Genomic DNA, 25,666 nt, shown 5'->3' with positions numbered 1-25,666 from the left:
GAGCGGGATATGCCCCGGCAAGCCGGGGCATAGAGCGCGAATTGCGCAAGCGCAATTCGGATTCCCGCGCAAGCGCGGGAATGGAATTCCGCAAGCGGAATTCCGAACGGAATGCAATTCGCGCAAGCGCGAATTGGAGGCGACCGCGCAAGCGCGATCACCGGGGCTGGCTACGAGGGGAGGTGCATCACGCGCGGGCCTGTGTAGGGCTTGGGGTTACTGACCACCACCCCCGCAACGAGGGTGACGGACCGTCGGCCCGATCGGGTGCCGGCCTCACCGCAGTGACGGGTTCCGCTGCGCTCCACCCGAACCCCTCCCCCATCCTCGAAACCGGCCGCTCACGTTCGCCAATACGCCGCCAGCATACCCTATGAACCGCGCCCTTGAGGCGGGATTCAGCCAAGTATCACCCTCCGGTGGGAAGCTGCCTTGTGGGTGATGCATCACGGGTGCTGAGTGTGTAGAGTCTGGGATCAGACACCACCACCCCGGCCCGCCACTCACCGCGCCGGACTCTCATTCCTATGACGCGCCGAATTCCGCGAAAAGGAGAACACGGGAATGGCCGTGAAACTGCGTGAACACCAGGTTGAGGCCGTAGCCGCCATCGTGCGCGGCTTCGATATCCCGCGGGGTGGCATTCCCTGGAATGGTCTGCGCGGGCAGGTGCACGCCGCGTGCGGGACGGGAAAGACCATCATCGCGGCGGCCTCCGCAAAGCGGATTGTGCCCAAGGGTCGCATTCTCGTGGTGGTGCCGACCCTGGATCTTCTGGCGCAGACGGTGAAGGCGTGGAGCGGGGCCGGGCACAAGGGGCCGGCGGTCATGGTGTGCTCGCCGCTGGACGATCCGGAGCTGTTCCACCTGGGGGTGCGGTGCACCACGAACCCGGTGCAGCTGGCGCTGTGGCACTCCGCGGGGCCGGTGACGATCTACGCCACCTACTCGTCGCTGGGCGTGCTCACGGAGGCGTTCGAGGGCGCCTACGGGCAGAAGCTCGCCCCGGTGGACCTGGCGGTGGTCGATGAGGCGCACCGGACGTCGGGCTCGATGGGTAAGGCGTGGGCGGACATCCACGACCAGACGAAGATCCCGGCGTACCGCCGGCTGTATCTGACGGCGACGCCGCGGATCTGGGAGGAGCGGCTGAACCGGGAGGTCGCCGAGGGGGTGCGTGACCCGCTGCCGCGTGAGATGGCGGCCTCCATGGACGACGAGAACATCTTCGGGCCTGTCCTCTACAAACTCTCGCTCGCGTCGGCCGTGTCGCGGAAGCTGTTGGCGCGGTACCAGATCATCGTCCTGGAGCTCCAGGACCCGGTCGTCACCCCGGAGCGGCTGATGGGTGAGGACCGGCACTCCGAGGAGGTCCGTGGGCAGCGCCTGGGCGCCCTCCAGGCCGCGCTGCTGCACACGATGGAGGAGCACAACCTCCAGACCTGCATCACCTTCCACCACCGGACCATAGAGGCTGCGGCGTATGCGGAGGGCCTTCAGCGCGTGGCCAAGCGGCTGCACGCCGACCAGCCGGAGAGGTACCCCTCCGAGGTCTGGGCGGACTGGCTGTGCGGCGAGCACGTCCCGGAGCGCCGGCGGGAGGTGCTGGGGAAGTTCGGCTCCACTGCCAAGCGTGCGGTGCTCTCGAACTGCCGCGTCCTGGGGGAGGGCGTGGACATCCGGGCCGTGGACTCCGTGGCCCTGCTGGACCCCAAGGGGGCGCCGCACGACATCGTGCAGGCGATCGGCCGTGCGCTGCGCCAGAAGCCCGGAGAGGGGAAGCTCGCCTCTTTGATTGTGCCCGTATTCCTCCAGCCTGACGAACAGCCGGAGGATATGTTCACCTCGGGTTCGTACAAGCCGTTGGTGAAGGTACTGGAAGGTCTGCGGGCTCACGATGAAGAGGCCGTGGAATTGCTGGCGATCCCGCAGGAGCCTCAGAAGGCTTATGTGCAGCCCTCTGAATACATCGGTGCCGCGCCGGGTGATAACGAGGAGGAAACTCGGCTGCTGCTCCGTTTTGCGGCTCCGCGTGATCCGGTGATGGTCGCGAACTGGGTGTCCTTCAACGTGATCGACACCGAGCGGCAGGACTGGGCGCGGGGCTGGTCGAAGCTCAAGGGTTTCGTCGAGCGTGAGGGGCACGCCCGGGTGCCGTACGAGCACAAGGAGGGCGCGTTCCCGCTCGGACAGTGGGTCGCGGAGCAGCGGCGTGCGTACGGGGCGGGGCAGATGAACGGCCGGCGCGCGGCGCGGCTGGAGAAGCTGGGCATGGCCTGGTCGGCGGCCGATGCGCGGTTCCAGGAGAACCTGGCGGCGGCCCGGGTGTACTACCAGGAGCACTGGACGCTGTGCGCCCCGAGGTCGGCGGCCGCGCTGGACAAGCCGGTGGGGCAGTGGCTGTCCAACCTGCGCCGTCCGGGTGCGCTGGACGGGCATCCGGAGTGGGAGGCCGCGTTGGAGGCGATCGACGAGGACTGGAACCCGTCGTGGTCGGCCGAGTGGCAGCGGCACTACGCCGTGGTGCGGGAGATGCTCGCCGAGGAGTCCATCCTCGCGTACGTCGAGCCGGGCGTCACCGTGCACGGGATGGACATCGGCAAGTGGCTCGCTCGGCAGCGCCGGCCCGAGGTGTGGGCGGCTCTGGCGGACGGGCAGCGCGAGCGCCTGGAGGCCGTCGGCGTCACCCCGCTCGCCGCGGCCCCGGCCCCGGTGGAGCCGGAGGGATCCGCGGAGCCGTCCACGGCGCCCGTGAGCGCCTTCGAGAGGGGCATTGCGGCCCTGGCGCAGTACAAGGCCCGCACGGGCTCTGTGAAGGTCCCCAGGGCCCACGTAGAGGCGTTGCCGGACGGGACTGAGGTCAAGCTCGGGGTGTTCCTGTCCAACAGCAAGAGCCGCCGGGCCAAGCTGTCCGCCGACAAGCTCGCCGCGCTCGCTGGCCTCGGGCTGGAGTGGGCGGTCATGGAAGGAGCGGTGGGATGACCGCGCCGGAGGAAGAGCGGCGCGTGCAGGAGGCCGCCCGGCGGCGTGCCCGCACCAGGGCCTTCGCGAAGGCGGAGCACGTCATCTCGGCTGTGCTGTCCGACCCGGCGGTGCAGGAGGCGCGGGCCCGGGTGGAGGCGGCGGAGGTGGAGCTCGGCCTGGAGCTGTGCACCCGTCTCCAGCCGTTCCAGGACCGCTACGACCAGGCCGTGGCGGAGGGCGACGCGGCCCGGCTCACCGGGGGCTGCGCGAGCAAGCACGGCCGCTGGGGGCGGATCTGCGTCCTGCCCAGCGGGCACGAGACCTCGATGGAGGAACCGCACTGGGGCCGCACCAGCGAGGGCCGACCGATCGCGTGGGTGGGCAGCGCACCTGACGACTGGTGAGCGGCGGCGAGGACAGTGAAGGACCCCGGGGCGCACGAGCGCCCCGGGGTCCTTCACTGTCCGGGGCCAGCAACATCGTTCCCAGGCCCTACACGCACTGAGGTGCGATGCCCGGGGCTTCTGAGCTGCGGCATCGCACTGGTGTGCGTGTAGGGCCTGGGAGCATCGGGCCGCTCCCTCTTCCGGACTGGGGCGCGCAGCGTGCCGCAGTCTGCTGGGGGGATGGGGTCAGTTGAGCAGTCCCGCGAGGAAGACGAGGGTGGCGCCCACGCCGAAGATGCTGAAGGACAGCTGGACATGGCGGTGCTTGCCCCATGCGATCTTGCTCATGGCGATGAGCTGGCGGCTCAGCACCGGGAGGATGTCCGTCTGCTTCAGGGCGGTGGTGAGTTCGTCGGTCTCTCGGTGCATGAGGTGGCCGAAGTAGATGAAGTTCGAGGGGGCTTCCGCTTTGACCTTTCGGGCGCGGAGACGGGGGACGACGACCAGCATCGAGAAGATGCCAGATACGAGGATGAGGACGGTTCCAGTCCAGAGGAGGGAGCGGGTGCCCCATCCGTGGAGGTTCGCGAGGACGTGGTCGTCGGTTGAGAGCGCGATGACGCCAGCGGTTGCCGCGGACTCCAGGGTGAGCGCGAAGGACGCCTTGGCGTCCACCTTCGCTGTCCAGTTCCCCAGTTCCGTGTGGATCCGCCAGGCGGTCTCGACGGCCTGGGCGTGCTTGGCATCCGGCTCAGGGGCGGTCACATGGACCACCAGTAGGTAGAGCGGTAGATCGTCATCGTCTCGCCGCCCACTTCCCTCCTGATGAGGCGCCACATGTCGACGCCCTCGGAGAACTTCGTCTCCTCGCTGAGCATGTTGTACACCTGCGAGGTGATGTAGGTGCTGTACATCGGCTCCTCACGGATATCGCTGAGCTTCGCGGCGACGTTCGGTGCTCGACCGATGGACACCAGGTCACTGCGGTCGCGCACTCCGGCGCGAGCAATGAACACCTCCCCGGATGCGATCCCGACGCACATTCGCGGCAGGAAGCTGGCGGTCCGCAAGCTCGGGAGCTGCCCGTAGAGAGCGGGCTGAACAAGATGCTCCATCGCGTACTTGATCTTCAATGCGGTTTTTGCCGCGTTCGAGTTCTTCGAGCCGCCGATGAAGATGCCCATAACGCGGTCACCGTCGTAGCTGCGGATCTCGCCGCCGAACTTCTTGATGATCGTGGACGCGGTGCGCAGCGAAGCGCGGATTACCTTGCCGGCGACTTCCGGGCTGAAGTCACGGGCCAGCTTGGTGGACCCCAGGAGGTCGGCGTAGAGGTAGACGGCGTCCAGCTTGACCGCGTCGTTGCTGTAGAGCCCCACGTCGTCTGTGCCCGGGACGACGTTGCCGTTCCGGATGCTCCAGGGATTGCCCACCATCTTGTCCAGGTCGGCCCGGATGTCGTCGCCAAGTGCCATGGATGACCTTCTGTCTCTTGCCGTGCGCTTTGGCAGAAAGTACTCGCACGCACTGACAGCGGCCGCCTCCTTTTCTGAAGTCCTGCCGTCAGCGCCGGCCTGCCGGATCGGTCGCCCCGCTCGGGGTGTGGTGGCCGCGGTCCGGGTATGGGCTCGATTCCGGTACGTCATCGGGTCCGGGTTGTCACCGCGACCCGTTGCAGGCGCGTGGTAAGTGCAGCCCGATCTCCTATCAGCCCCGCCTATCAGCAGGGCCATTCACCTGGGAAGACAGGGGGTGGACCTATCAGGGTCACGGCCGAACTCACCGTGGTGAGCTGTACTCACCAGCCCCCCGTCCGACTCGCGCAGGTGATCCGTGCGTACAGGCGGAGCGGGAAGGAAGGGGCGGCCCGGTGGTACTGCTCCCAGAGCGCGCTGGGCACCGGGCCTCGCCCGTGCACGCCATATCGGCCCGGGCTGGTGCCGACCCTATCGGGATCACGGAAGGCGTTTTCTACAGGAGCCGGGTCGTGCGAGAACAGACCCGGCCGGTGACAGCACGGCGAAGTCGGCATGGCGGACGAGGCGCGGCAGTCCGTGGGAGTGCAGTGGGGCTCGCGCTCGCAGGGCTGTGACCTGCGGTGGTGAGGTCGGTGGTGAGTGACGGCCCGAGCGTGGTGAGTGTGCGGAGCCCCGCCGCCTGGTCGTCGTGGGCCGGAGCCAGCGGCGCCGTCACCGCCGGGTGGGCGTCGCCCGGCCCGCCCGGCGGCCCCAGCTCGCGGCCGCCGGGCGGGCCGGGAGCTGGTTCAGGTGGCAGCGGTCTCCAACGCGTAGAGCTCGTAGGCGATGGTTCCGTCGTCGGTGTGCCAGTCGGACGCGCCGACGCGGGTGAACCCCGCCTTGGCCAGGACGCGACCGGAGGCGGGGTTGTCAGGGTGGTGCATGGCCTCCAGCCGGGTCAGGCCGGCGGCGGTGAAGGCGACGGAGACGACCTGGCGGGCGGCCTGGGTGGCGTAGCCGTGGCCCCAGCTGTCCTCGCGGAGGATGTAGCTGATGGTGCCCATGAGCGGGGTTCGTCGACGCAGGGCGACCAGGCCGATCAGATCGTCCTCGTGGAGGATGGCCCAGCTCCACTGCGCGCGAGGGGTTTCGGCGCGGCTCCACCTCGTCTACCTGGAGGTCGCCGCCGAGATCGGCTCCGTCGCGCGCCAGCTCGTCGACGACGCCGCCACCCGAGCCGGCCGGGCCGGTGCGAGCTACACCGAGCTCGGCGAGGCCGCCGGCGGCCTGTCGCGGCAGGCGGCCCGCAAGCGGTGGCCCGAGGCCGTCGGCACCCACTGGGTCCTTTACACCATCACCGGCAAGCAGCAGCCCCGCAGCCGGGCCACCACCCTCTACCGCAGCGAGGCGAAGGCGATCGAGCTCGGCCGCACCGCCGTGGACGAGGGGGCTTTGGCCGACGACGGCGCCATCGCCGCCGTCGTCGTCAACTCCGGTCGCGAGGTCGTGTGGGCGTGCCGGTTCAACGAGTCGATCTGGGGGCCGGAGGAGGTCGAGCTCCCGGAGAGCCTGCGGAGCGTGCCCGTCCCCGAGGCCCCGGAGCACACCGACTGGCAGTGGCGGTGGGAGCAGTTCGTGGCCAGCAGGCCGTAGTGCCAGAACAGCCGTCGGGCCCGGCCTCTTCGGAGAGGCCGGGCCCGACGGCTGTTCGCCTGGCGTCTCAGCGCCGCTCGATGTTGCCTCGCGGCCGCACTGCCCTGTTCGGCGCAGGGTTGGTGTCGCTCCTCTTGTCGGTTCCGATCATCGTCGAGTTGGTGAAGGCGTCGACGAAGTCCGGCTGGGGCGCCGGATCCGGAGTGGTGGAAGCCGGCGCGGGGGCGGGCTGGCCGCCCTCCTGGTTCTGTCCGCTGCTCATGAGGATCAAGTGTGCAACAGCAGTGCGACAGTCGACAGGCCCAGGCCCACGGCCATCGACCAGAGGCTCGTCGCCCAGAGCCACGCCTTCCGGTCGTGGATCTCCTTGTTCTTCTCGAAGATCGACGCCCGCGTCGCCGAGAGCTCGGCCAGCACCTGCCCCTTGGCGGAGCGGACATGGGCGGCAAGCATCGGGCGGGGCTCGAGGTCCTGGTGCTTCGCCACCCGCATGGTCAGCACGCCCGTGAGCAGGGTGACCGCGTACGCGGCGAAGGCGAAGTAAGCCAGGACGTCGTGGCGCTGGCGCGTCGCGAGGAACTGCGCGGCGGTGGCTGCGAACCCGATCAGGAACAACGCCTTGGCGTCGATCTTCGCCAGCGACTCCGACTGGCGTGTCAGCCGCGAGGTCACCTCGTTGTTCAGCAGCTCCAGGGTGTCCTTCTGCTCCTCGAGTTCTGCCGGTGTCATCGTCATGCCGAGAGCCTAGGAGCCAGGAGCGGGAACACCGAGTGGCGTACAGGAATCCGCCGGCGGTGGGGACGGCTCACTCGCCTTCGTCTTCCTCTGCGCGCCGGATCTCGCACTGATCGAGGAGACGGGCGAAGTAGCTGTAGGCGGCCAGCCTCTCCATGGCCTCCTGTTCGGTCAGCTCATCTCGGGTGTGCGTCGTGACGTTCCTGACGGTGAGGTTCAGTCCCGTCGCAAGGTTTTTGAGCGCCTGGGCCAGCGGCTCCAGCCCGCCCCGCATGCTTCTGTTCGTCTTGTCCGTGGGATCGCCCGGCCACGCGAGCTTGGGCTTGCCGCTGTCAGGCTCGCCCGGCGAGAGGGTCTGCTGCCAGAACACGGTGTCGTCCACATCGTTGCGGCCCAGAATGCCCTTCCAGTGGACGGTCAGCGCCTCCGCCGCCTCCCGTACCGCGACCCGGTACTGGTGGGTCGTCCAGTGTGCGGCCGCCGCCGTCCAGATGACCGTGTGGAGTTCGGAGGGGGCGAACCCCGGCACTGCGGACTCCGAGACGGCTTCGGCTTCGTCGATCATCCCGCTCAGGCGGCCCCTGACCTTGGCCGCCGTGGTGCGGACCTCCTGGGGTGTGAAGAGCGCCTTCGGAGCCGACATCAGCGACCAGTTCTCGATCGGATCAAGAACGCCGATCCCGGCGACGGCGATCTGCGCCCCGGCGACGGTGACCGCCCGAGCAGCAGCGCCCGCGGCCTCCGCCACGTCCAGCTCAAGCATCCGTACTGCCGCCTGATCCTGCCTGTCCTTGGGCCAGACCGTGGGAAACAGCCCTCGCGACTGGACGTGATCCGACTCTTCCTGGGTCTCCATCCAGCGCCCGAAGACCTCCTCGAACCACTCCACCGCGGCCAGCAGCCGCTTCAGGTAATCGGCGCTGTACGTCGCCACGTACTCCTCCTCCTGCAGATGCTGAGCAACAAGTACCCCACTGAGATCACGGAGCAGGCAACCCTCCAGCCCTCCCGAGGTGACTTGTCCGAGCCCTGTCGTGCTGTCGGTCCCGACTGAGCGGGAGGGCCGCCACCAGGATTGACCTGCCCGGATACCGTGAGGGCGTTCAGCAGCGAGACGAGGAGAGAGCACGCGACGGTGGCGAGGGAGCGGCTGTGTGACTGGGTGGTCAACAAGGACCAGGTCTGGGTCCACGGTGGCCGGATCACCGACGGCCGCGTCGCGTTGGACATGGACGGCATCGCCGGTCTTGACCCGAGCATCGTGGACAAGGACGGGCAGTGGCGGATCCGTAAGAGCCGGGACCCGCAGTGGCTGGGCCCGGACCACCCGGACCTGACGGACTGCCTTCCCTACACCGGCGCTGACTGGGAGCCGGTGCGGTGGTCGAACTGGACGACTGGCGGCGCCCGGATCGGCGCGGTCCACGGTCGGCCCGTCGCCGTGCACGCCGACTGGTTGTCCCGGCTCGAGGCCGGCTACCGGATCGAGTGCTCTCCCGAGAACCCGCTCCTGCGCATCATCTGCGAGACAGCCTCACCGACCGTGATCTACGGCACCGTCCACGCGAAGCCCGCCATCGTCGGCTCCGTCGTGCCCGTCCAGGTCGAGGCAAGCCCGGCTGTGCTCCAGGCGATCGTGGAGGAGATCAGCGACTGACCGACGCCCTGGCACCTCGACGGGCCCGGTCTTCCCGAGTGCGGAGACCGGGCCCGCCTGTGGATCATTTCTGACGACCGCCCTCTGCGGCTTTATCACCATGCTTGTCGTGTTCTGTGACGATGTAGCGATACTGCCGGGCTGCTGACAGTCGGGGGGGGGTGGTCGCCGGACCGGGGTGGGCCGGTCCGGCGGGAAGGGGTCAGGCGGTGCCCTCGGTGGTGACGGAGACTTCCAGCGGGACGGTCCAGGTGCTGCTGCCCTTCGATCTGGCGGTGATGCTCAGGCGCACCGGATCGTTCTCGTAGTCGCGGAGCCAGTCCTGTGTGCTGCTCGTCGACCAGGGGGGCGGGGTGGTGGGAGTCAGGCCGTAGCGCGTCCACTCGCCGACCGTGAGCTGCTGCGGGGCGACGGTCCGGCCGGTGTTGTCGCGGCCGTCACCGCTGAACTTCCACGGCCCCCAGATGTGTGCGCGCACCTCTTCGGGGGCGGCGGTGCCGGCGAGCTGGGGCCCGTTGCCGTTGCCGCGGTGCGGGTTGTCGTTGCGGATGGACACGGTTATCTCGATGGCGTCGTGGGACAGCAGCCCGGGCGGGCCCTCGAGGTGGACTCGCAGCATGGCGGTGGAGCGGGCCTCGTTGGCCACGATGGCGCAGCGGAAGACGGGGGTGAGGTCGGCGTGCAGGCGCTGCTGCTCGATCCGGGACAGGGTCTGGGCGGCCCCGTTGGCGTTGCGGGCCGCCTTCCAGGAGCCGATGGCGGCGAGGGCGGCGACGACCGCAACGCCCAGCGCCAGGGCAGCGATCGTGTCAGTGGTGGTCATGGGGGTGGACGCTATCGCCGCGCCCGCTCCCCCGTTGGCGGGACGGTCGATGTGGTGGACGCAGGCCGGCGGCTACTCGGCGGTGTGCTGAGGGTCCGGCAGCTGCGGCGGGAAGTGCCGCTCCAGGATCTCCGCCCACCGGTACAGGACGACGAAGCCGGTGGTGTCGGCCTGCGCCTGGACCAGCTCGGTCAGTGCGTCGATGAACGGCTGAGCGGGCGTGTCCGGCGGCATCGCGGCGGCGGTCTGCTGCAGTCGTTCGTGGGCGGCCGGAAAAACGCCCTTGGCCCAGGCGTGCTGTTCCTCGATACGGCGGGAACCTGCCTCGAAGTTGATCTGCATGATGGTCCACTGCGGACAGTCCGGCGTGTGCCACATCTGGATCGGCATGCCCACCCCGACACAGGCGTTCTCCGGACCGGGCCCGGCCTTGCAGTCCGGGCACAGCTCGCCCTCGGTCTCCGCGAAACCCTTCATCGGCATGCTCCCCTCGCCTGGAAGAACACGAGCCTGCCAGGCATGACGACGGGCTGACCAGGGCTTTAGGGGTGGCCATCGACAGGGGTGGTCGTCCAAGGTGGGGTGGTGAACGACAAGGACCCCATTGAGATCACGGACGAGATGCGTCAGGCCATGGACGCGGCCAAGCGGCAGGGGCTGCAGAAGGACCTGCGCACCCTCGCCGCCAACATCCGCGCCGACGCCCAAGGCCGGTACGACAGTGCGGAGCCCGGGTGGAGGGCCGGCGTCGAGTGGACGCTGCTGTGGATCGAGAACACCGCCAGCCAGCTGACCGAAGGCCGGCCGTAGCCCACGGCGCCTGAGAACCGGACGGTCAGGGCGTGTCGCCGGAGCAGTAGAAGCGGCACGCGACGCCGGGCCGGCTGCGCGGGGCTCGCCGGAGCGCGGGTCGTACAGGGCGCGCCCGCCGGGCCACCGGGACAGCTCGGTGGTCAGGGCGACGCCGTCGTCGACTTCCTCGGTGCGCCACCCGTGGATGTCCAGCAGCAGGCCGTCCAGCGGTCCGCCGACGAGTTCGGCGTAGGTCGCCGTCTCGATGACGCGCCGCACCGTCTCGTCTCCCAGAGCCCACAGCACGATCAGGGACGCCTGCGCCCGGAAGGTGAAGTCGAAGGCGAGCAGCGGGATCGCGCCCCGCTGCTCGATCTCGTCGAGCGGCTGCCCCAGGGCCGTGGCCCGCCGCGCTTCCTGCGGGCTGGCGCCGTCGGTCAGGCGCTCGCGTTCGATCCGGTCGGCGTCCGGGTGCCGGAGCTCTCCGACAGCAGCTCCAGCTCCCGCTCGCTGACCACCGAGCCGGCGTTCAGTCCGAGCGCGGCCAGGCCCAGCCCCACCCACCGGCCCGGTGGCAGCCCCGCCAACTCCTGGGCGTCCTTCAGCGGCTGGCCGACCGGACGGCGGCCGTCTCCGAACGCCACGCCGCGTATGTAGTACCGCCAGGCGTTGCGTCGGGTGGAGCGGCACCCGGACGATGAGACCGCAGTCTCCAGCGGGACCGATTCCTCCTGGCGGGACGCCGGACGACGTCGCCGACGCACCACTCGGAACGCGGCCGGCGCCTGCAGCCCGCGGACAACCTTCGCTGCACTCAACATCGCGACAGGCCACACCCGGTACAGCCGGGCTCGAAAGGACCGATCCCGCGGGGCGGGAGGGTTCACCAGACCCTCACCGCCGGGCCCGCGCAACGGGCCGCGCCCTTGAGGCCGGGCCCGTACGGCGGGCGCTGTCCGTCGCACCCGCCGAGCGCTGCAGGGCCAGGCAAATGCTGCGCGGCCACCTGTACCTCACCGAGTACGGGATCCCGGGAACGGTCGTCAGGAAGGACGTCGACGATCACGCGACAGTAACCGGACGGGGTGTGCACTCTCCCGCGCATGAATGTGTACGGGTACGGAGACCCCTGCCCCCTCTGCCACGCCCCGCTGTTCCTGACCGTGCGCCAGATACCCAACGGACAGTCCTTCTTCCCCAACGAACGGGTCGTGGGGCGCAGCTGCTCCACGTGCGAGGCCATCCGGTTTCCGCAGTGGGAGGAGGTGATGACGGCCCTCTACGGCTTCGTGTAAAGGGCACCGTCCCAACGCCGCGCACCCGACGCCGCCAGGTCCTCACCTCACGAAGGGGCCTGTTCCGCATCAAGTAGCCACAGCTCTGCCTCGAACCGACACCTACCGCCCCCGGCCGCCTCGGCCGGGGGCTTCGTCGTGCTGCCCGAAGGAGATCACCACCGTGCCCACTTTCGAGACCCTGCCTCGCTTCACCGCCGACCTCTAACGCCTCACCCCCGCCCAGCGCCGACGCTTCCGCCGTGTCGTCCTGGACGCCTTCGTCCCCGACCTACGCACCGGCCGCCGCTTCCGCCCCGGCTTACGGATCAAGGGGTGCGCTGCGCGCCGGGCGTCTACGAGCTCACCTGGGCGCCGGACGGGCGCGCGACGTGGTCGTACGGCCGGGCAGTGGTCGCCGGGCTCCCCCACGTCGTGTGGCACCGGATCGGGACCCACAGCATCCTGGACCGGCCCCTGGCCGAAGCCCGCCTTGCGGTTCTGGGGATGGAGCGGATCGCGGACGTCATCATGTGATCAGCGCGCACCACCTCGCGCGGTCGCATCTCGTTGGGCGGGACATGAAGCTGACTACCGGACCGGGCAGGGTCGAGACGCTGGCGGAGGAGGCCGTCGTCGCGGCGTGCACGCTGGCCGACGCCGCCGACCCGTCGCGCTGGAGCGCGGACGCGGTGGAGGACGTGGCCGCCGCCCTCGAGGTCCTGGCCGGTGCGCTCGCCCAGCTCGATCCCGAGTGCGCGGAGATCCTCTCCGTCGTGCCGATCGCCGCGGCCGCCGTCGTCGAGCGCGCCGAACAGGCCGCAGCCGGGACGAGCGAGTCCGCCGGCGGCAGGGCGACGGGCGGGACGAGTGCGGCGCTGCGCCAGGCACTCGCCGCGCACGGGCTGACCCGTCACCGCGTCCACCAGCTCGGTGCCGCGCTGGTCACCGTGACGCTGGACGCCCCCGAGGCGCAGGCCCTGGCCGTGCTCCTCAGCCGACCCGAGGCCCTCCCCCAGCAGACACAGCCGAAGGACGACGACGGCTGGGGCGCCGGGCCGGCGAAGACCGCGGCCGCCGCGCTCGCCGACGCCCTCCGCGCACACGGCACCGGCGCGTACACGCGGATCCTCGCCTCCGGGCAGGTGAGCGCCGGCCTCACCCCGCAGACCGCCCAGGCGGTGGTCACGGCCCTCACCGCCCGGCCCGGCACCGCGTCCCGCGGCAAACGGCGCGGGCTCGGCTCCGGATACAAGGGCATCGCCGCCCGGTAGACAGCGAAAGGGCCCGAGCTTCCGGTAGTCGACGGCCGGCACTGAGTTGGGAAGAAGGATGGGCAGGGGGCAGCAGTCGTCGTACAGCTTCTTGGCGTCGGCGGAGTACCCGATGTAGGGCGTGAGGATGTCGCCGTCCAGGGATTCGGCGAGCGCCGTTGCTTTCCTGGCTGATGCTTCGGTGTAGCTGGCGGTCGGGGTGCCGGTGAGGATCAGGTGGTTGACCGTCGGCCGGCCGGGGACCGAGCGTCGGAGGCGGTTCTTCTCCCGGACTCGGTCGAGTTCCTCGAACAGCGGGACCAGCAGCTTGACGTCCTTCGGATCGGCGCGGACCGACGGGATGACGGAGTCGTCCTCGTCGAGCATGCGGATCACGGAGTAGACTACGCCTTCGCTTATATCCCGGGCCTGCGGGTGGTGCCCAGCTGCAAGCGGAGCTGGTGTCGTCCAGGTAGCCGTCGACCGAGGACAGGTCCTCGATGTCGGCAGTTTCGGGCAGGTTGTCGAGTTCTCCGATGACGACGATGTGCGAAGGGCCGACGTCGGCGGCCACGGCGGCGTTGCGGACTTTGCGGGCCCTTCAGCCAGCGGCACGGGGGCGGTTACGTGCCCAGTGCTCGAGGTCCCCGGCACGGTAGAGAAACTCCGCTCCTCGTTTGCCACCCGGCTTCGGGAACTCCAGATCGTTGGCACGGGCCCAGCGCAGGGCGGCAAGGGAGACCACGGCCAGTGCCCGCTGGGCTTCGCGCAGTCCGACGAGTTCGTCCTCGGGCAGCTGCGTCCCGGCCTCCGGTTCGTCCTTCCGGGCCTGAGGTCGATGCTGCCCGGTGGGGTCCGGATCTGGGACCGCCTTTCGGAACGTGACCGGCCGCCCGTCTCCCGGGACTCCGGACATGGCCCAGGCGCGGGCTTCGGCTTCGGAGAGGTTGAGGACCTGGGTCTCGCGGGCGGTGCCGCCGAGGACGACCTGGACGCGGCCGGGGTGCCGGGTCGGCTTCGGGGCCGGGTGGACTTCGGGGACGAGCATCTTCCAGGCGTTGAGGGTGTAGCGGACGAGGATGCGGGTGGAGAAGTTCTCCCGCATCTCCGGGCCGCCGAGTGCGCGGGCGGTGGCGGACTGGGCGACGAGCAGGACGTGGAGGCGTACCTGGCGGCCCATGAAGAGGATCTCGGCGAGCGCGTCGATCGCCGGTGAGGTCTTGGGGTCGCCGCTCTCTCGGGTCTTCTCCCAGTAGCGGCGGAGCTGGGCCATGGTCGCGTTGATCTCCTCGAGGAGGATCACCATGCGGGGGCCGACCCGCTCGGGTTCGGCGGTCAGGACGTCGTCGCCGAGCTGTTCGGCGAGGCGGATGCGTCGTTGTCCCTCGGCGCCGAGCTCGATCAGGGCGTCGTGGATCTCGGCGATGTCGCGGCAGTAGTTCACGCCGGGGATGCCGCGGGCCCAGGTGTGGCTGATGCGCTTGAAGTCGAGGATGTGGGCCTGGGCGCCGTTGTGGAGGAACTGGCAGGCGATCGTGCGCAGGATGGTGGACTTGCCGCCGCCGGTGCCTGCGGAGATCAGGACGTGTGGGGAGTCGTGGTCCAGGTCGACCGATACCTTCTGTTTGCCCGCTCCGAGGCCGATGAGCGGTGCGGATTCCGGCACGGAGGCGAGCAGCTCGCGTACGCCGGCGTCGTTCAGGCCGAGTGAGGCCGGCGGCCGGTCCTTCTTCTTGACGATGAGGTGCGGGTCGCGGCCGGCCAGCCGCCAGGAGAAGGACGCGTTCTGCAGGGCGAGCTTCTGCATGACCAGCTCGGCGATGGTCTCGCGGTTGAACCGGAGGTGGAGCGGAAGGTCGATGCGGATCTCGGCGTCGTCGTCGGTGAAGTCGGCCGGCACGTGGAGGTAGGTGCGGGGGTCGGTGTGCTCGGAGATCTGGAGCGGGCCGGCGAGCGCCTGGTGCAGCGGATCGACCCATTCCTGCAGCAGCTCGCGCCGTTCGCGGCCCTTGATCCGGTACGCGGCGCCGCAGGCCGCCGTGGTGAGCGCGGCCATCGGAGCGCCGTAGGTGAGGGCCTGGGTGACGGCATCGGGGTGGTGAAGGTAGCCGTAGGCTCCGCCCGCAGCCGCGGCGAGGGTAGCCGTGCGGACGGTGAGCCGGTGCCAGCCGGCCCGGTAGGAGGCGCTGGGGACCGGGCCGTCGGAGTCCTTCACCACGACACGGCGGCCCGGCTGCCAGAAGGTGGCATCCGTACGGCGCACACCGTCCAGGTCCTGGCCGGCGAAGAACCGGCCGGCGGCCTCGGCCAGGTTGTCGAGGGCCTCGTCGAGACCACGGGAAGAGGGAGAGGACATCAGCGGCTCCTCGGAAGGATCGGCGGCACCCGGACGCCTCACCCTTCGGTACGGGCCTCACCACCACACTCACCACCGCCCCACCAGTGCCGTCTCAGTTGGGCAACAACCGCCGCCGCGCCATGGTGAGTCACCACTGCCGCGCGAGAGACCTCGCCACAGTCCTCACCACCAGCACCCGGGCCTCTCGGGCGTGTCAGCGACCGTACATACTGCGGCACAGCTCGGCGGCGCCCATGGGTGCCTGGATGCTCTGGGCCTGGCGGCAGAGTTGGCGCATGTCCGGCGTTGTCCCGGCCGTCGGCTGCTGTCGACGCGGGGCGGGCTGCTGCCGTTTCGGGGCAGGGCGGGTCTTCGGGTTCGTCCTCTTGGTGGTGGACGACGTTGAGGTTTTGGGGTTCTTCCTCTTCGCTTTCACCGTGGTGGTGGGGCGCTTCGGTGTGGCCGTCGTACGCCGGGCGGGGCTGGGGGTGCCCGAGCGTGCGGGCGGGTTCTCGGTGGCCGGTACGGCGGGCGCGGGGGCTGCGGGCTTCGGGGCCTTCGAGCTGGTGTGGGAGTCCGTGACGCCGAGATGTTCGCGGGGCGCGGCCTGGGTGGGCGCCGGCCACGTCGGGATCGGGGCCGGCGGGCGGTCGGCGGCGGGCGCGAGGCCCGCAGTGCGGGCCGGTGCGCGGTGGGCGGAGGTCGACGGGACAGCGACACATCCGCTGGTGAGGAGCACGGCGAGGATGAGGATGGGTGTACGGCGGGGGCGCATGGTGATCACGCTGCCGGAGCGGTGCGGGGGCTGTGGGTAGCACGGCCTGGGTCCACCGGGACGAGTGACCGGCGCGCTGGCGGTGGACATGACCGCGCCCTCGCCGGGGGGATGACGAGGGCGCGGTGCCAGCCGGACGCGGGAAGCGCGATCTGACCACCAGTCGGCTCGGGCCCGCCTCACAACCGCGCCCGGGACTGTCGGTCCCGGCCCCTACCGTCGTCTCCAGGGGCCGGGAACCGCCCGGCCGACGTACCGGAGGCCGTCATGGGCGCCATCACGATCCACGCGAGCAACATGCACCGTCTCCTCGCCGACCCCACCGCCCGGTACGACGCCCCGTACCAGCGGGCCCTACGCAGAGCTCGCTCGTACGCACCGCGAGCAGCCGGTCGCCGCGATCGTGCCGCTGCTCCGTGCGGCCGCCGACGCCGCGCTCCTCGGGTTCACCGGCGCCGACCTGATCGAGCAGGCGCAGGCGATCAGCAGCGGCGTCCCGTACGAGCTCCGCGTACGGGTCACCCGATAGCCCCGGAGGCGTGCGATCACGGGCCCGGTCTGCCTAGCCTGGGAGCACGTCCAGGGGGGTCCTGGAGGAGTGCAGATGCCCCGTCCCCTGTGGTCCGGAGCGGTGTCGTTTGGACTGGTCACGGTGCCTATCAAGCTGGAGGCCGCGACCGAGAAGCACGACGTCTCACTGCGCCAGGTGCACCTGGAGGACGGCGGTCGCGTCCGGTACCGCAAGACGTGCGAGCTCGACGGCCAGGAGCTGCGCGAGGACGAGATCGGCAAGGGCTACGAGATCCACAAGGACGAGGTCATCCCGATCACCGACGAGGACCTCGCCGGGATGCCGCTGCCGACGGCGAAGGCGATCGAGATCGTGGCGTTCATCGACCGGGGCGCGGTCGATCCCGTCCAGTACGGCGCCGGCTCGTACTACCTCACCGCTGACGGCCCGGTGGCGTCGAAGCCGTACGTCCTGCTCCGGAAGGCGCTGGAGCGCACCGAGAAAGTCGCCGTCGCGAAGTTCGCCCTCCGCGGGCGCGAGCGCCTGGGCCTGCTCCGCCCCCTCGGGGAGGCCCTGCTGCTGTCCGGGCTGCACTGGGCCGACGAGATCCGCTCCCCGGCCGAGCTCGTCCCACCCGACACCGAGCTGACCGACGAGGAGATCGAGGGCGCGCTCACGCTGATGGCCACCATGTCCACCGACCGTATGGACGACCTCGGTGACCAGCTGACCGACCACTACACCGAAGCGCTGCTTGAGGCCATCAACGCCAAGGCCGAGCACCGCACCCCAAAGCCGGTCGCGGAAGGCCACGAGCCGGCCGGGCAGGTCGTCGACCTGATGGCCGCGCTGGAGAAGTCGGTCGCTGAGGCCCGCGAGCGCCGCGGTGAGTCCGGCGGCGGGGGCGAGGCGACCGTGCACGACATGCCGGCACCGAAGAAGACGTCCGCGAAGAAGGCCGCGGCCAAGAAAACGGCGCCGAAGAAGGCGACGGCCCGGCGTCGGAAGTCCGCCTGAGGAACCTGAGGAAGCAAGGCGCCCTCGTCGTCCCCCCGGCCCGGGACGGGTGAACGGTCTTCACCGCTCCTGCTCAGTCAAGGAGGCCGAGGTCGGAGTCCGGGCGGCAGATCTCGCAGGCCGGAAGACTGCCCTCGGTCAGCGCGTGGCGGGCCTCGTCGCGGGTGAGAGGCCGGGTGTGTCGTCCGGCGAGTGGGCAGCCGGCGATGTGGACGGCGGCGGGTACAGGGCGGCCGCCTTCACGGAGATGAGCGAGGACCCAGCCGGGCTCTGCCGGCCCGATGCGTACGGTCCGCTTCGCGGCCTCGCGCTGCTCGGCCTCGGCTATCCGGGCCCGGACGCGGACTAGGGACACCACGAGCCACGTCTCCAGGGTACGAAGACGTGGGAGATCGGGCGGCAGCTCGGACATCAGACGACCGCGGGCCGAGGCTTCTGCTGGGCAGCGACTTCGGCCTTGTGAGCCTGGCACAGCGGGTTCCCGCCCCACCCGTAGCGGTGGCAGGGGGCCTGGCAGCGGGCGCAGCGGCCCAGCATCTGGGGCGGGCAGTTCTGTGGCGGCAGATTGGCCGGCTCGGCGGCGGAGGTGGTCATGGCGGGGTCCTCGGGGTCGGGAGGGAGGGGGCATAGGTCATTGAAAGGCCGCGCTCTTCGGAGGCCGACGAGGCACACGTTGCCGAAGTATTCGAACACGTGCGCTAATAACAGTATGACGCACCACCCCTTCCCCGACGACCTCGTCTGCGCCCAGGAGGCATGGACGCGGACTTACGAGGAGCTCGCCCGCCCCCACACCCCAGGCGGCGCGGGCGCCACGACCCTGCGGCGACGGCTGATCCGGCTCTCCGCATCGGTCTGGTTCCACCCGTACTGGGCCCGGCCCCGTCCGGGTGCCGGCCGCGCCGAGCTGCTGGACCAGGCCCGCGCCCGGGACCGTGAGAGGGCGGCGGCATGAGCGAGGAACGCGACAGCGTGATCTGGCACGTGCGGTGCCGCCCCGACACCACCCCCGACGGCCACCGGCGGGTGATCGACCTGCTCGGTGACTTCACCCCGGTCGTCCAGCCCCTGCCCCCCTTGGCCGCGCTCGCGCAGCTGCGCGGCGCGGGCCGGCTCTTCGGCGCGGCGCCCGAGCGTCTCGCCGTACGGTTCCGGATCCAGGCGATGGCGAAGTACGGCGTCGACACGCACATCGGCGTCGCCGACACCTGGGCGACCGCGGCGACCGCCTCCGCGCACGTCGGCCGCTCCGGCGTCCTGCACCTGCCCGACGACCGGGCCGTCGAGCGCTTCCTGGCCCCCCTCGACGTGAGGGCGTTGCACGGCATCGGCCCGGCTCAGGCCGCCGCGCTGGAGCGGTACGGGCTCTACACGGTCGGAGCGCTCGCCACGATGGAGGAGACCGTGGTCTGCCGGATCCTCGGCGGGAAGGCCGGACGCACCCTGCGCGAACGCGCCCGGGGGATCGATCCCCGTACGGTCACCGCCCACCGTATGCCCCAGTCCACGTCCGTCTTCCACGCCTACAGCCGCGACGTGTACGACCCCGTCCTCGTCCGGGCCGGGCTCCTCGACCTGGTCGTCACCCTCGCCGAACGGATCCGCCGACGCCAGCAGATCGCCCGCACGGTGAACCTGTCCGTACGGCTCGCCGACGGCTCCACGGTCGACCGCACCCGCGCGCTCCCGCAGGCCTCCGCCCATACCGAGGACCTGCGGTCCGCGACCTTCCGGATCCTGGACTCGCTCGCGTTCCAGCGGGCGAGGATCCGTCGGATCACCCTGACCGCCGAAGACCTCCGCCCCGCCGACGAAGGGCCCGGCACGCAGATCTCCCTCGACCCCGAGCGGGAGAACCGGCTCTCCCTCGAACCCGTCCTGGACCGCATCAACCAGCGGTACGGGCGGCGTCTCGCCGGGCCCGCCGGCGCCTACCGGCACACCAGTTGACCCCTGCCGTTCCGCCTGGTCAGAAGGTAGCGTCACCACGTCGGGCGTGAGCCGCACACCCGGCCGCCGAGGGAGAGGGAGGGGAAGCGGATGAGCGACACCGGATGGGGCCTGAAGCCGCAGGACATCGGATGGGGCCGTCGTAACAGCACCGGGGGAGCAGTGCGGGACATCGGATGGGGCGTGAACGACCCCGGGTGGGGCGCATGCGGCGACCCGAACTGGGGATGACCCACCCGCCTGTAGGGGAGCCCTTGCCGGATCGATCCGGCAAGGGCTCACTCACGCGCAGCGCGTGTCGTACTCCTGCTGCCTGGCCTGGACACTTTCCTACGGTTGAGGCCCGGATCGTAGGCCGGGCCCGGCCGGGGACGGCCCGGTCCGCAGCTTCCTCCGCCCGGTCGGGGGCGGGGGGCGGGGCCGGACCCGGTGTCGTACCTGCGTGGTACTCATGTCGCATGAGCCAGTTCCGCGACTTCAACCTCAAGCTGCTCGTCATCGAGGAGCTCATGTACGGCCCCGAGCCGCTTCTCCCGGTCTACGACCTTCCCGCGCGGCTTGCCGAGCGGGGGATCGGCGATCCCGCGTCCTACGTCCTGGAGAACGGACTCCACGAAGAGGTGCTGGCGGAGCCCCGGGCCCATTTCGAGGCCCTCGAGATCCCGGCCGAGCTGCTCGCCCGGGTCGAGGAGCTGTGCTTCGACGCCGGGGCGGACGTCTTCCGGCACTGCGCCCCCGCCTGGGACGGCGAGGACGACCTGTTCGACGTCCGCTCGCTCGATGACCTTGACCTGCTTCCCAACCTGCGGGAGGTCACCTTCGTGGAGGACGGCGTCCTGGCAGTGCCGGACGCGGCGGAGGTCTTCGCCGCGCGAGGCATCGACACCGACTGAGCCTCACCCGTTCCGTTTAGACGTCGTTTCTTATGGTGGTTCCCGGGGCCACGGGCGAGGCCCCCTTTCCGCTTGGTGGCGGCATGTCGTGGGCCCGGACGATCGTGAAGTCGATCTGGACCAGCCAGTCGATGTCGCCGCCCGTATCAGCGTCGGTGTGGATCTGCTGTAGGGCCAGGGCGAACACCCGTCGATCGCAGGCGGAACCGTGTGTAGACCGCCTGCCAAAGGCCGTAGCCCGCTGACACAGTGTCCACCTGTCGTCCGGCGCTCAGAAACGGCGTGGCCGACACGCCTGCACATGGCTAGTCTGGCGCTCCTGGGAGCCGGAGGAGGCACAGGACGGTGAAGCGCAAGACACCCCAGGAGAAGAAGCGGCTGAGCTACGTCAAAGACCATCGGAACAACTACGGCGAGAATGACAAGAGCTCACGTAAGAACATCCGTCGAAACAAGCGGTTCCCTAACAGCGCCAACCGGCGTCACGCACAGACCGCGCTGACGGCACTCCTGGGCGCACCCGACGACGTCCGTGCCGATGCTGTCGAGGAGCGCATGAACGGCCGGCGCCCGAAGCGCTGGCAGAAGTTCCCCGACGCGCCGCTGGGTGCCATCGTCGACGGCGCCCTCCAGCACCGCTCGAAGACGGGCACCACTGGGGCCGAAAGTGCTGCTGCCCGCCTGCGCAGCGTCCGCCGTAGATTTGACTGGATGGCGCCCTCCGACAACCCGCTTCTGCCGCCCTTCATGGTGCGCAGAGTCCGCTCAACGCTCGCCGAAGACGATGAAACGGGCTGCGCGTGACGCTGGCCTCGAAGGACCACGGCTCATCACAGTCGACGGTGTGCCTTGAACGTCGTTTCACTTCGTGAGTCGCCGGTAGTTGATGAGGCTGGTGGCGATGGCGGTGAAAGCGAGGAAGTGTTCCGGCTTGCGTTCGTAGCGGCGGTGGAGCCGACGGCAGCCGGAGAGCCAGGACATGGTCCGCTCGATCACCCAGCGGTGGCGGCCAAGCCGCTGTGAGGTCTCGATGCCACGGCGGGCGAACCGTGGCGTGATGCCCCGGCCTCGGAGCCATCGCCGCAGGTGAGGGTAGTCGTAGCCTTTGTCGCCGTGGAGCTTGTCGGGCCGTCGACGGCGGGGACCGCGGCGGCTGCGGATCGGGGGTATTGATGCGACGAGCGGCTGCAGAGCGAGACTGTCGTGGGTGTTGGCCGCGGAGATGGCGACCGCGACCGGAAGGCCGGACCGGTCGGTGACGAGGTGGATCTTCGATCCCTTCTTGCCGCGATCGGTCGGATTCGGTCCGGTCAAAAGCCCCCTTTGAGAGCCCGGACACTCACCGAGTCGATGGCGAAACGCGACCAGTCCAGGCCTCCCTGAGCGCCAACTCCACCCAGGTCAGGGAGACGATCCGCGAACGCACCCCGGCCGTCCGCAAGATCGAGCACACCATCGAGTACCTCGACCTGGTCGGCTCCTGCCACCAGTTCGTCGCCACCCTGGGCCGGCTCGTCCCCAGGATGCGGGGCCAGGAGTTCACCGACGACGAGCGCGAGACCGTCCGCCGCGGCATCTCCAAGGTCCGGGCCGCGGCCGACTGGCTCGAAGCAGCGATCGACAACGGCGAGTTCACCCTGGACGAGCAGCTGGCCAACCTCCTCAAGGGCGAGTAGGCCATGACACGGCGCCGGGAAGCCCGGCCTCTTGAGGAGCACTACGGCGACCTGGTCCGCGTCGCCCTGATGGAAGCCCGCCCCTCCGGCCTCCAGACACGGCAGATCATCACCGCCACCGCCCTGACGAAGTCCCAGGTCGAACGAGGGATCCGGCACCTTCGGGACGTCGGTGCGGCCGAGCACCTCACCCCGATCATCTGGCGCCGGCGGGACGGATACATGTTCTCCGAGGACCCGGCGGACTGGATCGAGTACGAGAAGAAGCAGTTCCGCCTCATCCTCGGCCGGCTCACCCGAATGATCACCGGCACGCTGGACCCGCACCTGGCCCGCTACCCGGACGACGAGTGGGCCCAGCTGGCATCCGCCCAGCTCACAGGGGTCCGCGCAACCCTGGCCCAGCTCACGAAGTAGGTCCTCGATGCGTCACTCATCCCGCCGCAGGGGCCGCTACCCCTCCGACACCTCGGTCGCCGAGTGGGCCCTGATCGAGCCGCTGCTGCCGGTCCCGGCCTGCCGGACCAAGACCGGCGGGCACCCGGAGAAGTAGCCGCGGCGGGACATCGTCGACGCGATCCGCTTCATCGTCGACAACGGCGCCAAATGGAGGGCCTTACCTGCGGATTTCCCTCCCTGGCAGACCGTTTACGGGTTCTTCTGGCGCTGGAACCGGGCCGGGGTGGTCGCCTTCATCCGCGACCAGCTCCGCCGGCAGATCCGCACCGGCAAAGGCCGCTGCCCCTTCCCGGTGACGCTGATCGTCGACTCCCAGTCCGTGAAGGCGGCCTCCACCGTCGGCAAGGACAGCCGCGGCTACGACGCGGGCAAAAAGATCAACGGACGCAAGAGACACATCGTGGTCGACACGCTCGGCCTGCCCGTGATGATCACGGTGACGCCCGGCGATGCCCGGGACGAGGTCATGGCCAGGGACCTGCTCTGGCGCCTCAGGCTCACCCACCCGCAGATCACCCAGGTCTGGGCGGACTCCGCCTACTCCCGTGACCTGCTGCCCGCTTGGACGGCGGACCATCTGTGGTTGACCCTGCGGCCCGTCCTCCGCCCCAGGGGCGCGAAGGGGTTTGTCGTGCTGCCCCGGCGCTGGAAGGTCGAACGGTCGATCGGCTGGATCATGAACGCTCGTCGCAACTGCCGCGACTACGAACGTCTGCCCCAGCACTCCGAAGCCCACCTGAACTGGGCCTTCATCACCCTCATGACCAGGCGCCTGGCCCGCAAAGGCCCCCGCACCGACAGCTGGACGAAGAAGAACCGGACCGACGGCTGACTACTCCTCAATGGACAGCATGATCAGCAGGCTACCCGCTCGGCTCAGCCCCGCCGGGGGGAGAGAGACCCCCTTGATGTCACCGAAGGATCACGAGCGGCTCTCGCTCGAACTGGCGTCGAGCGCGGCCGCGATGCCCTCAAGGATCCCGATGAACTCCTCGGCCGGGATCTCGACCACGAAGACCGCACCGGCGTCTTCGGGGTGGGTGAACAGGTGTTCTTCACGCCAGAACTCCAGCGTGATCACCAAGTGGTCCTTTTCGCGGAACAGGTAGGCCATCACGTTGTCGGTGGTGGGCCCCCAGAGCAGGACCCGCAACCGGCTGCGCAGCTGGTAGTCGGCCTCGGACTCGTCGTCGTCCCCCGCGCGCTGCCTGAGACGCCGGTGTGTGGCCTCGGCGGACAAGCCGGCGAATGGCAAGGAAGCACCTTCGCCAGACCGCAGCCAGGCGGCGGCATCCAGCACATCGCGGCGGAACTGGGGGACGTACGCCATATTGTCGTCGCAGGTCAGCCACTTTCCAGCCGCCCAGAGGTCGACTCGGCACAGTGGGCCCGGCTCACCGACCTCTGCGGCGAACCTGGCCCTGTCTCCCAGAACCACGTTCATGCCGGTGACCGTCGCACGTTCAGCCCTTCATGAACAACCGAATACTTCGCCGAGCCAGTCGCCGGCGGGCCTCAGTAGAAATCGAACGGCGCCTGACCAGGGTGACTCCCGAAGTGGTGAGCACGTGCTGTCGGTTCTCGGCGAAGAAGGCCACATCACCAAACAGCAGGGCCCTGGGCCTTCAAAAACACCTACTGACGTCACGCTACGGCCGCTGACAAGCGACGATGTCGCCGCCGCCCTTGAGATCCTTCATGCCGGTGGCGTCCTTCCCCCGAAGAGCATGGCTGTCTACTTGGAAAGCCCCACACCCGAGAACGGGTTCGCGTTCGGTACGGCGGCGGTCGTCGATGGTTCCCTTGCAGGGGTAGCTATCGCCTTGGGCCTCCGGGTCGACCTCCCGCTCGACCTGAGCAGCGCTGTTGCCCACCTGGACGGCATAGCCGTGGCCCCCCAACACCAAGGCGCGGGGATCGGTACCGTCCTTCTCGACGACACCGTGCGGAAGTTCCAGCAGTTCGGACACCGAGGCATCCTCGCCCGCCTCGCAGCGGGCCGTCGGGAACTGCCGGCCTTCTACACGAAGCACGGCTGGAGCATCGGCCTTCCCGGACAGGGAACCGCCCTGAAGACGGAGCGAGGGCCGGTAGCGGTCATGGAGGACCCTACGGCCCGTGTTGCCCGACGGGCCTTCGTTCATGGATCTGAGTCGCCCTTCCTCTAGCTTCCGGTACCTGGGACGGACCACCCCCGGCGCCGTGCCCGATCAGGTCTCGTTGAGGGCGCGGCGTACGGCCTCGATGTAACCAGCGCGCGGTGGCCGAGCTGGACGCCGAGATTGAACGGCAGGAAGCCGAGGTCGTATCGATCTGCTGCGCATCGATGGACCGGTTTCTAGAGGACCCGTCGTCGGGCAACGTGCCGCTGCGCTAGCCTCGGGGCGTATCCGACCGACGGAGGACCCGATGGCGCACCTCACGTTCGACGACGCCGAGCAGCGCGAGCTCCGCGACGCCGCCCGGACCGAGTTCCCCGGGAACCCGGCGCTCGCCTACGTCCTCGAGAACCTCGCCGCCGAGGGCATCAACCTCGACCGGTGCCGGGACTGGGACGACATCCGCGCCGAGAAGGGCCTGCCCGATCACGACGGTGGGGCGCAGGGTGTCGCCTAAGCACCACCGCGGCGGGCGCCGCCCGAGGATCGTGTTCATCGAGCCCGCAGAGACCCAGGTCCGTGTCCTGACCGTCGCACAGACCGCTCGCCTCGACGAGGCCCTGAACGTGGTCGCGGCCGCGCCGGCCGACGTGAAGCCGCACGCGACCGCGGCGGCGCTGCGGGACTACCAGCACGACGGCATCCGCGTGATCTTCTACGCGACCGCCCTCGGGAGCATTCTCATCGTCACCTACGTCGAAGCGGACTGAAGCCCGGGCCGTTCGTCACCCACGTCGTACGGCCGTCACTCATCCGCGTGCCGGAACCCCTCCCACGAGGGACGAGCCGCCGACGTAGCCACGCAGGGCTACTACCGTGCTCCGTGAGGGCCGGGCCGACTGGTCGTTGTTCCGCCTCCCACGTGCCCCCGCACCCGGTGACCCCGGGTGCGGG

At 69.8% G+C, this 25,666-nt stretch carries 32 protein-coding genes and 3 pseudogenes; 21 read left to right on the top strand and 14 right to left on the bottom strand.

All coding sequences use genetic code 11. The annotated features are described in order from the left end of the window. Positions 1–564: 564 nt before the first annotated feature. Positions 565–2,982 (top strand): Helicase associated domain protein, encoded by a 2,418-nt coding sequence (locus ACFVYX_RS31770; RefSeq protein ID WP_389684938.1) that lies wholly within the window; start codon positions 565–567, stop codon positions 2,980–2,982. Continuing rightward, positions 2,979–3,368, top strand: a complete 390-nt coding sequence (locus ACFVYX_RS31765; protein WP_389684937.1) for a hypothetical protein — start codon at positions 2,979–2,981, stop codon at positions 3,366–3,368. The genes ACFVYX_RS31770 and ACFVYX_RS31765 overlap by 4 nt, the downstream gene beginning before the upstream one ends. Before the next feature lie 228 nt (positions 3,369–3,596). Here ACFVYX_RS31765 and ACFVYX_RS31760 read toward each other — a convergent pair whose 3' ends face one another. The 3 genes from ACFVYX_RS31760 to ACFVYX_RS31750 form a co-directional block, all read right to left on the bottom strand. Further along, positions 3,597–4,115, bottom strand: coding sequence for a Pycsar system effector family protein (locus ACFVYX_RS31760; RefSeq protein WP_389684936.1), 519 nt, complete (start codon positions 4,113–4,115; stop codon positions 3,597–3,599). Then, positions 4,112–4,825 carry an adenylate/guanylate cyclase domain-containing protein gene (locus ACFVYX_RS31755; RefSeq protein WP_389684935.1) on the bottom strand — a complete coding sequence of 238 codons (714 nt, stop codon included), beginning with the start codon at positions 4,823–4,825 and terminating at the stop codon, positions 4,112–4,114. Before ACFVYX_RS31755 ends, ACFVYX_RS31760 begins: the two co-directional genes overlap by 4 nt. 788 nt (positions 4,826–5,613) lie before the next feature. Continuing rightward, the gene (locus ACFVYX_RS31750; RefSeq protein WP_389684941.1) at positions 5,614–5,910 is read right to left on the bottom strand and encodes a GNAT family N-acetyltransferase; all 297 of its coding nucleotides are present in this window, start codon (positions 5,908–5,910) and stop codon (positions 5,614–5,616) included. Positions 5,911–5,926: 16 nt separating this feature from the next. Between ACFVYX_RS31750 and ACFVYX_RS31745 the strand changes: the two genes are divergently transcribed. Further along, positions 5,927–6,460, top strand: a complete 534-nt coding sequence (locus ACFVYX_RS31745; protein WP_389684934.1) for a hypothetical protein — start codon at positions 5,927–5,929, stop codon at positions 6,458–6,460. A gap of 67 nt (positions 6,461–6,527) precedes the next feature. Here the strand turns inward: ACFVYX_RS31745 and ACFVYX_RS31740 are convergent, their stop codons facing one another. The 3 genes from ACFVYX_RS31740 to ACFVYX_RS31730 all read right to left on the bottom strand — a co-directional run bounded on the left by ACFVYX_RS31740 (position 6,528) and on the right by ACFVYX_RS31730 (position 8,129). Continuing rightward, entirely contained in the window at positions 6,528–6,722 is a 195-nt protein-coding gene (locus ACFVYX_RS31740; protein WP_389684933.1) for a hypothetical protein, read from the bottom strand. A 5-nt stretch (positions 6,723–6,727) separates the two neighbouring features. Then, positions 6,728–7,195 carry a hypothetical protein gene (locus tag ACFVYX_RS31735; protein ID WP_389684932.1) on the bottom strand — a complete coding sequence of 156 codons (468 nt, stop codon included), beginning with the start codon at positions 7,193–7,195 and terminating at the stop codon, positions 6,728–6,730. A gap of 70 nt (positions 7,196–7,265) precedes the next feature. Next, complete coding sequence (locus ACFVYX_RS31730) at positions 7,266–8,129, bottom strand: TIGR02391 family protein (RefSeq protein ID WP_389684931.1); 864 nt, start codon at positions 8,127–8,129, stop codon at positions 7,266–7,268. A 201-nt stretch (positions 8,130–8,330) separates the two neighbouring features. Here ACFVYX_RS31730 and ACFVYX_RS31725 point away from each other — a divergent pair, with 201 nt between their 5' ends. Next, positions 8,331–8,852, top strand: coding sequence for a hypothetical protein (locus tag ACFVYX_RS31725; RefSeq protein WP_389684930.1), 522 nt, complete (start codon positions 8,331–8,333; stop codon positions 8,850–8,852). 202 nt (positions 8,853–9,054) lie between these two features. Here ACFVYX_RS31725 and ACFVYX_RS31720 read toward each other — a convergent pair whose 3' ends face one another. Further along, the gene (locus tag ACFVYX_RS31720) at positions 9,055–9,675 is read right to left on the bottom strand and encodes a hypothetical protein (RefSeq protein WP_389684929.1); all 621 of its coding nucleotides are present in this window, start codon (positions 9,673–9,675) and stop codon (positions 9,055–9,057) included. A 72-nt stretch (positions 9,676–9,747) separates the two neighbouring features. Continuing rightward, positions 9,748–10,152: a hypothetical protein gene (locus tag ACFVYX_RS31715; RefSeq protein WP_389684928.1), complete on the bottom strand. Its 405-nt coding sequence runs from the start codon at positions 10,150–10,152 to the stop codon at positions 9,748–9,750. 108 nt (positions 10,153–10,260) lie between these two features. Here ACFVYX_RS31715 and ACFVYX_RS31710 point away from each other — a divergent pair, with 108 nt between their 5' ends. Beyond that, positions 10,261–10,485, top strand: coding sequence for a hypothetical protein (locus ACFVYX_RS31710; protein WP_389684927.1), 225 nt, complete (start codon positions 10,261–10,263; stop codon positions 10,483–10,485). A 25-nt stretch (positions 10,486–10,510) separates the two neighbouring features. Here the strand turns inward: ACFVYX_RS31710 and ACFVYX_RS31705 are convergent. Both ACFVYX_RS31705 and ACFVYX_RS31700 read right to left on the bottom strand, forming a co-directional pair. After that, positions 10,511–10,722, bottom strand: a pseudogene (locus ACFVYX_RS31705) (hypothetical protein); the annotation flags it as partial. 182 nt (positions 10,723–10,904) lie between these two features. After that, positions 10,905–11,111 (bottom strand): hypothetical protein, encoded by a 207-nt coding sequence (locus ACFVYX_RS31700; protein WP_389684926.1) that lies wholly within the window; start codon positions 11,109–11,111, stop codon positions 10,905–10,907. Positions 11,112–11,570: 459 nt separating this feature from the next. Between ACFVYX_RS31700 and ACFVYX_RS31695 the strand changes: the two genes are divergently transcribed. The 3 genes from ACFVYX_RS31695 to ACFVYX_RS31685 all read left to right on the top strand — a co-directional run bounded on the left by ACFVYX_RS31695 (position 11,571) and on the right by ACFVYX_RS31685 (position 13,015). Continuing rightward, positions 11,571–11,762, top strand: coding sequence for a hypothetical protein (locus ACFVYX_RS31695; protein ID WP_389684925.1), 192 nt, complete (start codon positions 11,571–11,573; stop codon positions 11,760–11,762). Positions 11,763–12,077: 315 nt separating this feature from the next. Further along, positions 12,078–12,278 carry a hypothetical protein gene (locus ACFVYX_RS31690; RefSeq protein WP_389684924.1) on the top strand — a complete coding sequence of 67 codons (201 nt, stop codon included), beginning with the start codon at positions 12,078–12,080 and terminating at the stop codon, positions 12,276–12,278. Positions 12,279–12,322: 44 nt separating this feature from the next. Next, positions 12,323–13,015: a hypothetical protein gene (locus tag ACFVYX_RS31685; RefSeq protein WP_389684923.1), complete on the top strand. Its 693-nt coding sequence runs from the start codon at positions 12,323–12,325 to the stop codon at positions 13,013–13,015. Positions 13,016–13,595: 580 nt separating this feature from the next. On the opposite strand, the gene ACFVYX_RS31680 is transcribed toward ACFVYX_RS31685, so the two are convergent. Further along, positions 13,596–15,350 (bottom strand): pRL2-11, encoded by a 1,755-nt coding sequence (locus ACFVYX_RS31680; protein WP_389684922.1) that lies wholly within the window; start codon positions 15,348–15,350, stop codon positions 13,596–13,598. A 278-nt stretch (positions 15,351–15,628) separates the two neighbouring features. Here ACFVYX_RS31680 and ACFVYX_RS31675 point away from each other — a divergent pair, with 278 nt between their 5' ends. From ACFVYX_RS31675 to ACFVYX_RS31665, 3 genes are all read left to right on the top strand, one after another. Continuing rightward, a complete protein-coding gene (locus ACFVYX_RS31675) occupies positions 15,629–16,147 on the top strand; it encodes a hypothetical protein (RefSeq protein WP_389684921.1) in 519 nt (172 codons plus the stop codon). Positions 16,148–16,510: 363 nt separating this feature from the next. Then, entirely contained in the window at positions 16,511–16,636 is a 126-nt protein-coding gene (locus ACFVYX_RS31670) for a hypothetical protein (RefSeq protein WP_389684920.1), read from the top strand. A 75-nt stretch (positions 16,637–16,711) separates the two neighbouring features. Next, positions 16,712–17,635 carry a Ku protein gene (locus ACFVYX_RS31665; RefSeq protein WP_389684919.1) on the top strand — a complete coding sequence of 308 codons (924 nt, stop codon included), beginning with the start codon at positions 16,712–16,714 and terminating at the stop codon, positions 17,633–17,635. Between the two features lie 73 nt (positions 17,636–17,708). On the opposite strand, the gene ACFVYX_RS31660 is transcribed toward ACFVYX_RS31665, so the two are convergent. Further along, on the bottom strand, positions 17,709–17,993 hold the full coding sequence (locus ACFVYX_RS31660; protein WP_389684918.1) for a DUF6233 domain-containing protein: 285 nt from the start codon (positions 17,991–17,993) through the stop codon (positions 17,709–17,711). Positions 17,994–18,344: 351 nt separating this feature from the next. On the opposite strand from ACFVYX_RS31660, the gene ACFVYX_RS31655 reads away from it, so the two are divergent. From ACFVYX_RS31655 to ACFVYX_RS31640, 4 genes are all read left to right on the top strand, one after another. After that, entirely contained in the window at positions 18,345–18,590 is a 246-nt protein-coding gene (locus tag ACFVYX_RS31655) for a hypothetical protein (protein ID WP_389684917.1), read from the top strand. Continuing rightward, the gene (locus tag ACFVYX_RS31650; protein ID WP_389684916.1) at positions 18,587–19,585 is read left to right on the top strand and encodes a hypothetical protein; all 999 of its coding nucleotides are present in this window, start codon (positions 18,587–18,589) and stop codon (positions 19,583–19,585) included. Before ACFVYX_RS31655 ends, ACFVYX_RS31650 begins: the two co-directional genes overlap by 4 nt. Before the next feature lie 458 nt (positions 19,586–20,043). Next, positions 20,044–20,478, top strand: a complete 435-nt coding sequence (locus tag ACFVYX_RS31645) for a DUF6892 domain-containing protein (RefSeq protein WP_389684915.1) — start codon at positions 20,044–20,046, stop codon at positions 20,476–20,478. Between the two features lie 345 nt (positions 20,479–20,823). After that, entirely contained in the window at positions 20,824–21,282 is a 459-nt protein-coding gene (locus ACFVYX_RS31640) for a hypothetical protein (RefSeq protein WP_389684914.1), read from the top strand. Positions 21,283–21,339: 57 nt separating this feature from the next. Here ACFVYX_RS31640 and ACFVYX_RS31635 read toward each other — a convergent pair. Then, a pseudogene (locus tag ACFVYX_RS31635) lies at positions 21,340–21,878 on the bottom strand (IS5 family transposase); the annotation flags it as partial. Between ACFVYX_RS31635 and ACFVYX_RS31630 the strand changes: the two are divergent. The 3 genes and pseudogenes from ACFVYX_RS31630 to ACFVYX_RS31620 all read left to right on the top strand — a co-directional run bounded on the left by ACFVYX_RS31630 (position 21,858) and on the right by ACFVYX_RS31620 (position 23,445). Then, positions 21,858–22,154: a DUF6192 family protein gene (locus ACFVYX_RS31630; RefSeq protein ID WP_389684940.1), complete on the top strand. Its 297-nt coding sequence runs from the start codon at positions 21,858–21,860 to the stop codon at positions 22,152–22,154. The pseudogene ACFVYX_RS31635 and the gene ACFVYX_RS31630 sit on opposite strands and share 21 nt — an antisense overlap. A gap of 3 nt (positions 22,155–22,157) precedes the next feature. Continuing rightward, positions 22,158–22,571 carry a hypothetical protein gene (locus ACFVYX_RS31625; protein ID WP_389684913.1) on the top strand — a complete coding sequence of 138 codons (414 nt, stop codon included), beginning with the start codon at positions 22,158–22,160 and terminating at the stop codon, positions 22,569–22,571. A gap of 7 nt (positions 22,572–22,578) precedes the next feature. Then, positions 22,579–23,445: pseudogene (locus tag ACFVYX_RS31620) on the top strand (IS5 family transposase). 90 nt (positions 23,446–23,535) lie between these two features. Here ACFVYX_RS31620 and ACFVYX_RS31615 read toward each other — a convergent pair. Continuing rightward, positions 23,536–24,057, bottom strand: a complete 522-nt coding sequence (locus ACFVYX_RS31615; RefSeq protein ID WP_389684912.1) for a hypothetical protein — start codon at positions 24,055–24,057, stop codon at positions 23,536–23,538. On the opposite strand from ACFVYX_RS31615, the gene ACFVYX_RS31610 reads away from it, so the two are divergent. The 3 genes from ACFVYX_RS31610 (at position 24,056) to ACFVYX_RS31600 (ending at position 25,482) form a co-directional block, all read left to right on the top strand. Next, on the top strand, positions 24,056–24,781 hold the full coding sequence (locus tag ACFVYX_RS31610; protein WP_389684911.1) for a GNAT family N-acetyltransferase: 726 nt from the start codon (positions 24,056–24,058) through the stop codon (positions 24,779–24,781). The two genes, ACFVYX_RS31615 and ACFVYX_RS31610, sit on opposite strands and share 2 nt — an antisense overlap. A 241-nt stretch (positions 24,782–25,022) precedes the next feature. Further along, positions 25,023–25,229 (top strand): hypothetical protein, encoded by a 207-nt coding sequence (locus ACFVYX_RS31605; protein WP_389684910.1) that lies wholly within the window; start codon positions 25,023–25,025, stop codon positions 25,227–25,229. 31 nt (positions 25,230–25,260) lie between these two features. Beyond that, positions 25,261–25,482: a hypothetical protein gene (locus ACFVYX_RS31600; protein ID WP_389684909.1), complete on the top strand. Its 222-nt coding sequence runs from the start codon at positions 25,261–25,263 to the stop codon at positions 25,480–25,482. The last annotated feature ends 184 nt before the right edge of the window (positions 25,483–25,666 follow it).

Source organism: Streptomyces sp. NPDC058326 (assembly GCF_042879855.1).
Taxonomy (GTDB): Bacteria; Actinomycetota; Actinomycetes; order Streptomycetales; family Streptomycetaceae; genus Streptomyces.
The sequence above is the reverse complement of the archived record's forward strand: the minus strand, read 5'-3'. Positions and strand labels throughout refer to the sequence as shown.

Bases quoted from the DNA above. Each gene is read 5' to 3' on its own strand.
- ACFVYX_RS31650 (WP_389684916.1), top strand. From the start codon at position 18,587: ATGAGCGAGGAACGCGACAGCGTGATCTGGCACGTGCGGTGCCGCCCC.
- ACFVYX_RS31720 (WP_389684929.1), bottom strand. From the start codon at position 9,675: ATGACCACCACTGACACGATCGCTGCCCTGGCGCTGGGCGTTGCGGTC.
- ACFVYX_RS31735 (WP_389684932.1), bottom strand. From the start codon at position 7,195: ATGACGATGACACCGGCAGAACTCGAGGAGCAGAAGGACACCCTGGAG.
- ACFVYX_RS31615 (WP_389684912.1), bottom strand. From the start codon at position 24,057: ATGAACGTGGTTCTGGGAGACAGGGCCAGGTTCGCCGCAGAGGTCGGT.
- ACFVYX_RS31755 (WP_389684935.1), bottom strand. From the start codon at position 4,825: ATGGCACTTGGCGACGACATCCGGGCCGACCTGGACAAGATGGTGGGC.
- ACFVYX_RS31655 (WP_389684917.1), top strand. From the start codon at position 18,345: ATGACGCACCACCCCTTCCCCGACGACCTCGTCTGCGCCCAGGAGGCA.
- ACFVYX_RS31695 (WP_389684925.1), top strand. From the start codon at position 11,571: ATGAATGTGTACGGGTACGGAGACCCCTGCCCCCTCTGCCACGCCCCG.
- ACFVYX_RS31685 (WP_389684923.1), top strand. From the start codon at position 12,323: ATGAAGCTGACTACCGGACCGGGCAGGGTCGAGACGCTGGCGGAGGAG.
- ACFVYX_RS31645 (WP_389684915.1), top strand. From the start codon at position 20,044: ATGAGCCAGTTCCGCGACTTCAACCTCAAGCTGCTCGTCATCGAGGAG.
- ACFVYX_RS31770 (WP_389684938.1), top strand. From the start codon at position 565: ATGGCCGTGAAACTGCGTGAACACCAGGTTGAGGCCGTAGCCGCCATC.
- ACFVYX_RS31745 (WP_389684934.1), top strand. From the start codon at position 5,927: ATGGCCCAGCTCCACTGCGCGCGAGGGGTTTCGGCGCGGCTCCACCTC.
- ACFVYX_RS31605 (WP_389684910.1), top strand. From the start codon at position 25,023: ATGGCGCACCTCACGTTCGACGACGCCGAGCAGCGCGAGCTCCGCGAC.
- ACFVYX_RS31625 (WP_389684913.1), top strand. From the start codon at position 22,158: ATGACACGGCGCCGGGAAGCCCGGCCTCTTGAGGAGCACTACGGCGAC.
- ACFVYX_RS31765 (WP_389684937.1), top strand. From the start codon at position 2,979: ATGACCGCGCCGGAGGAAGAGCGGCGCGTGCAGGAGGCCGCCCGGCGG.
- ACFVYX_RS31680 (WP_389684922.1), bottom strand. From the start codon at position 15,350: ATGTCCTCTCCCTCTTCCCGTGGTCTCGACGAGGCCCTCGACAACCTG.
- ACFVYX_RS31715 (WP_389684928.1), bottom strand. From the start codon at position 10,152: ATGAAGGGTTTCGCGGAGACCGAGGGCGAGCTGTGCCCGGACTGCAAG.
- ACFVYX_RS31740 (WP_389684933.1), bottom strand. From the start codon at position 6,722: ATGAGCAGCGGACAGAACCAGGAGGGCGGCCAGCCCGCCCCCGCGCCG.
- ACFVYX_RS31665 (WP_389684919.1), top strand. From the start codon at position 16,712: ATGCCCCGTCCCCTGTGGTCCGGAGCGGTGTCGTTTGGACTGGTCACG.
- ACFVYX_RS31610 (WP_389684911.1), top strand. From the start codon at position 24,056: ATGCCGGTGACCGTCGCACGTTCAGCCCTTCATGAACAACCGAATACT.
- ACFVYX_RS31675 (WP_389684921.1), top strand. From the start codon at position 15,629: ATGTCCGGCGTTGTCCCGGCCGTCGGCTGCTGTCGACGCGGGGCGGGC.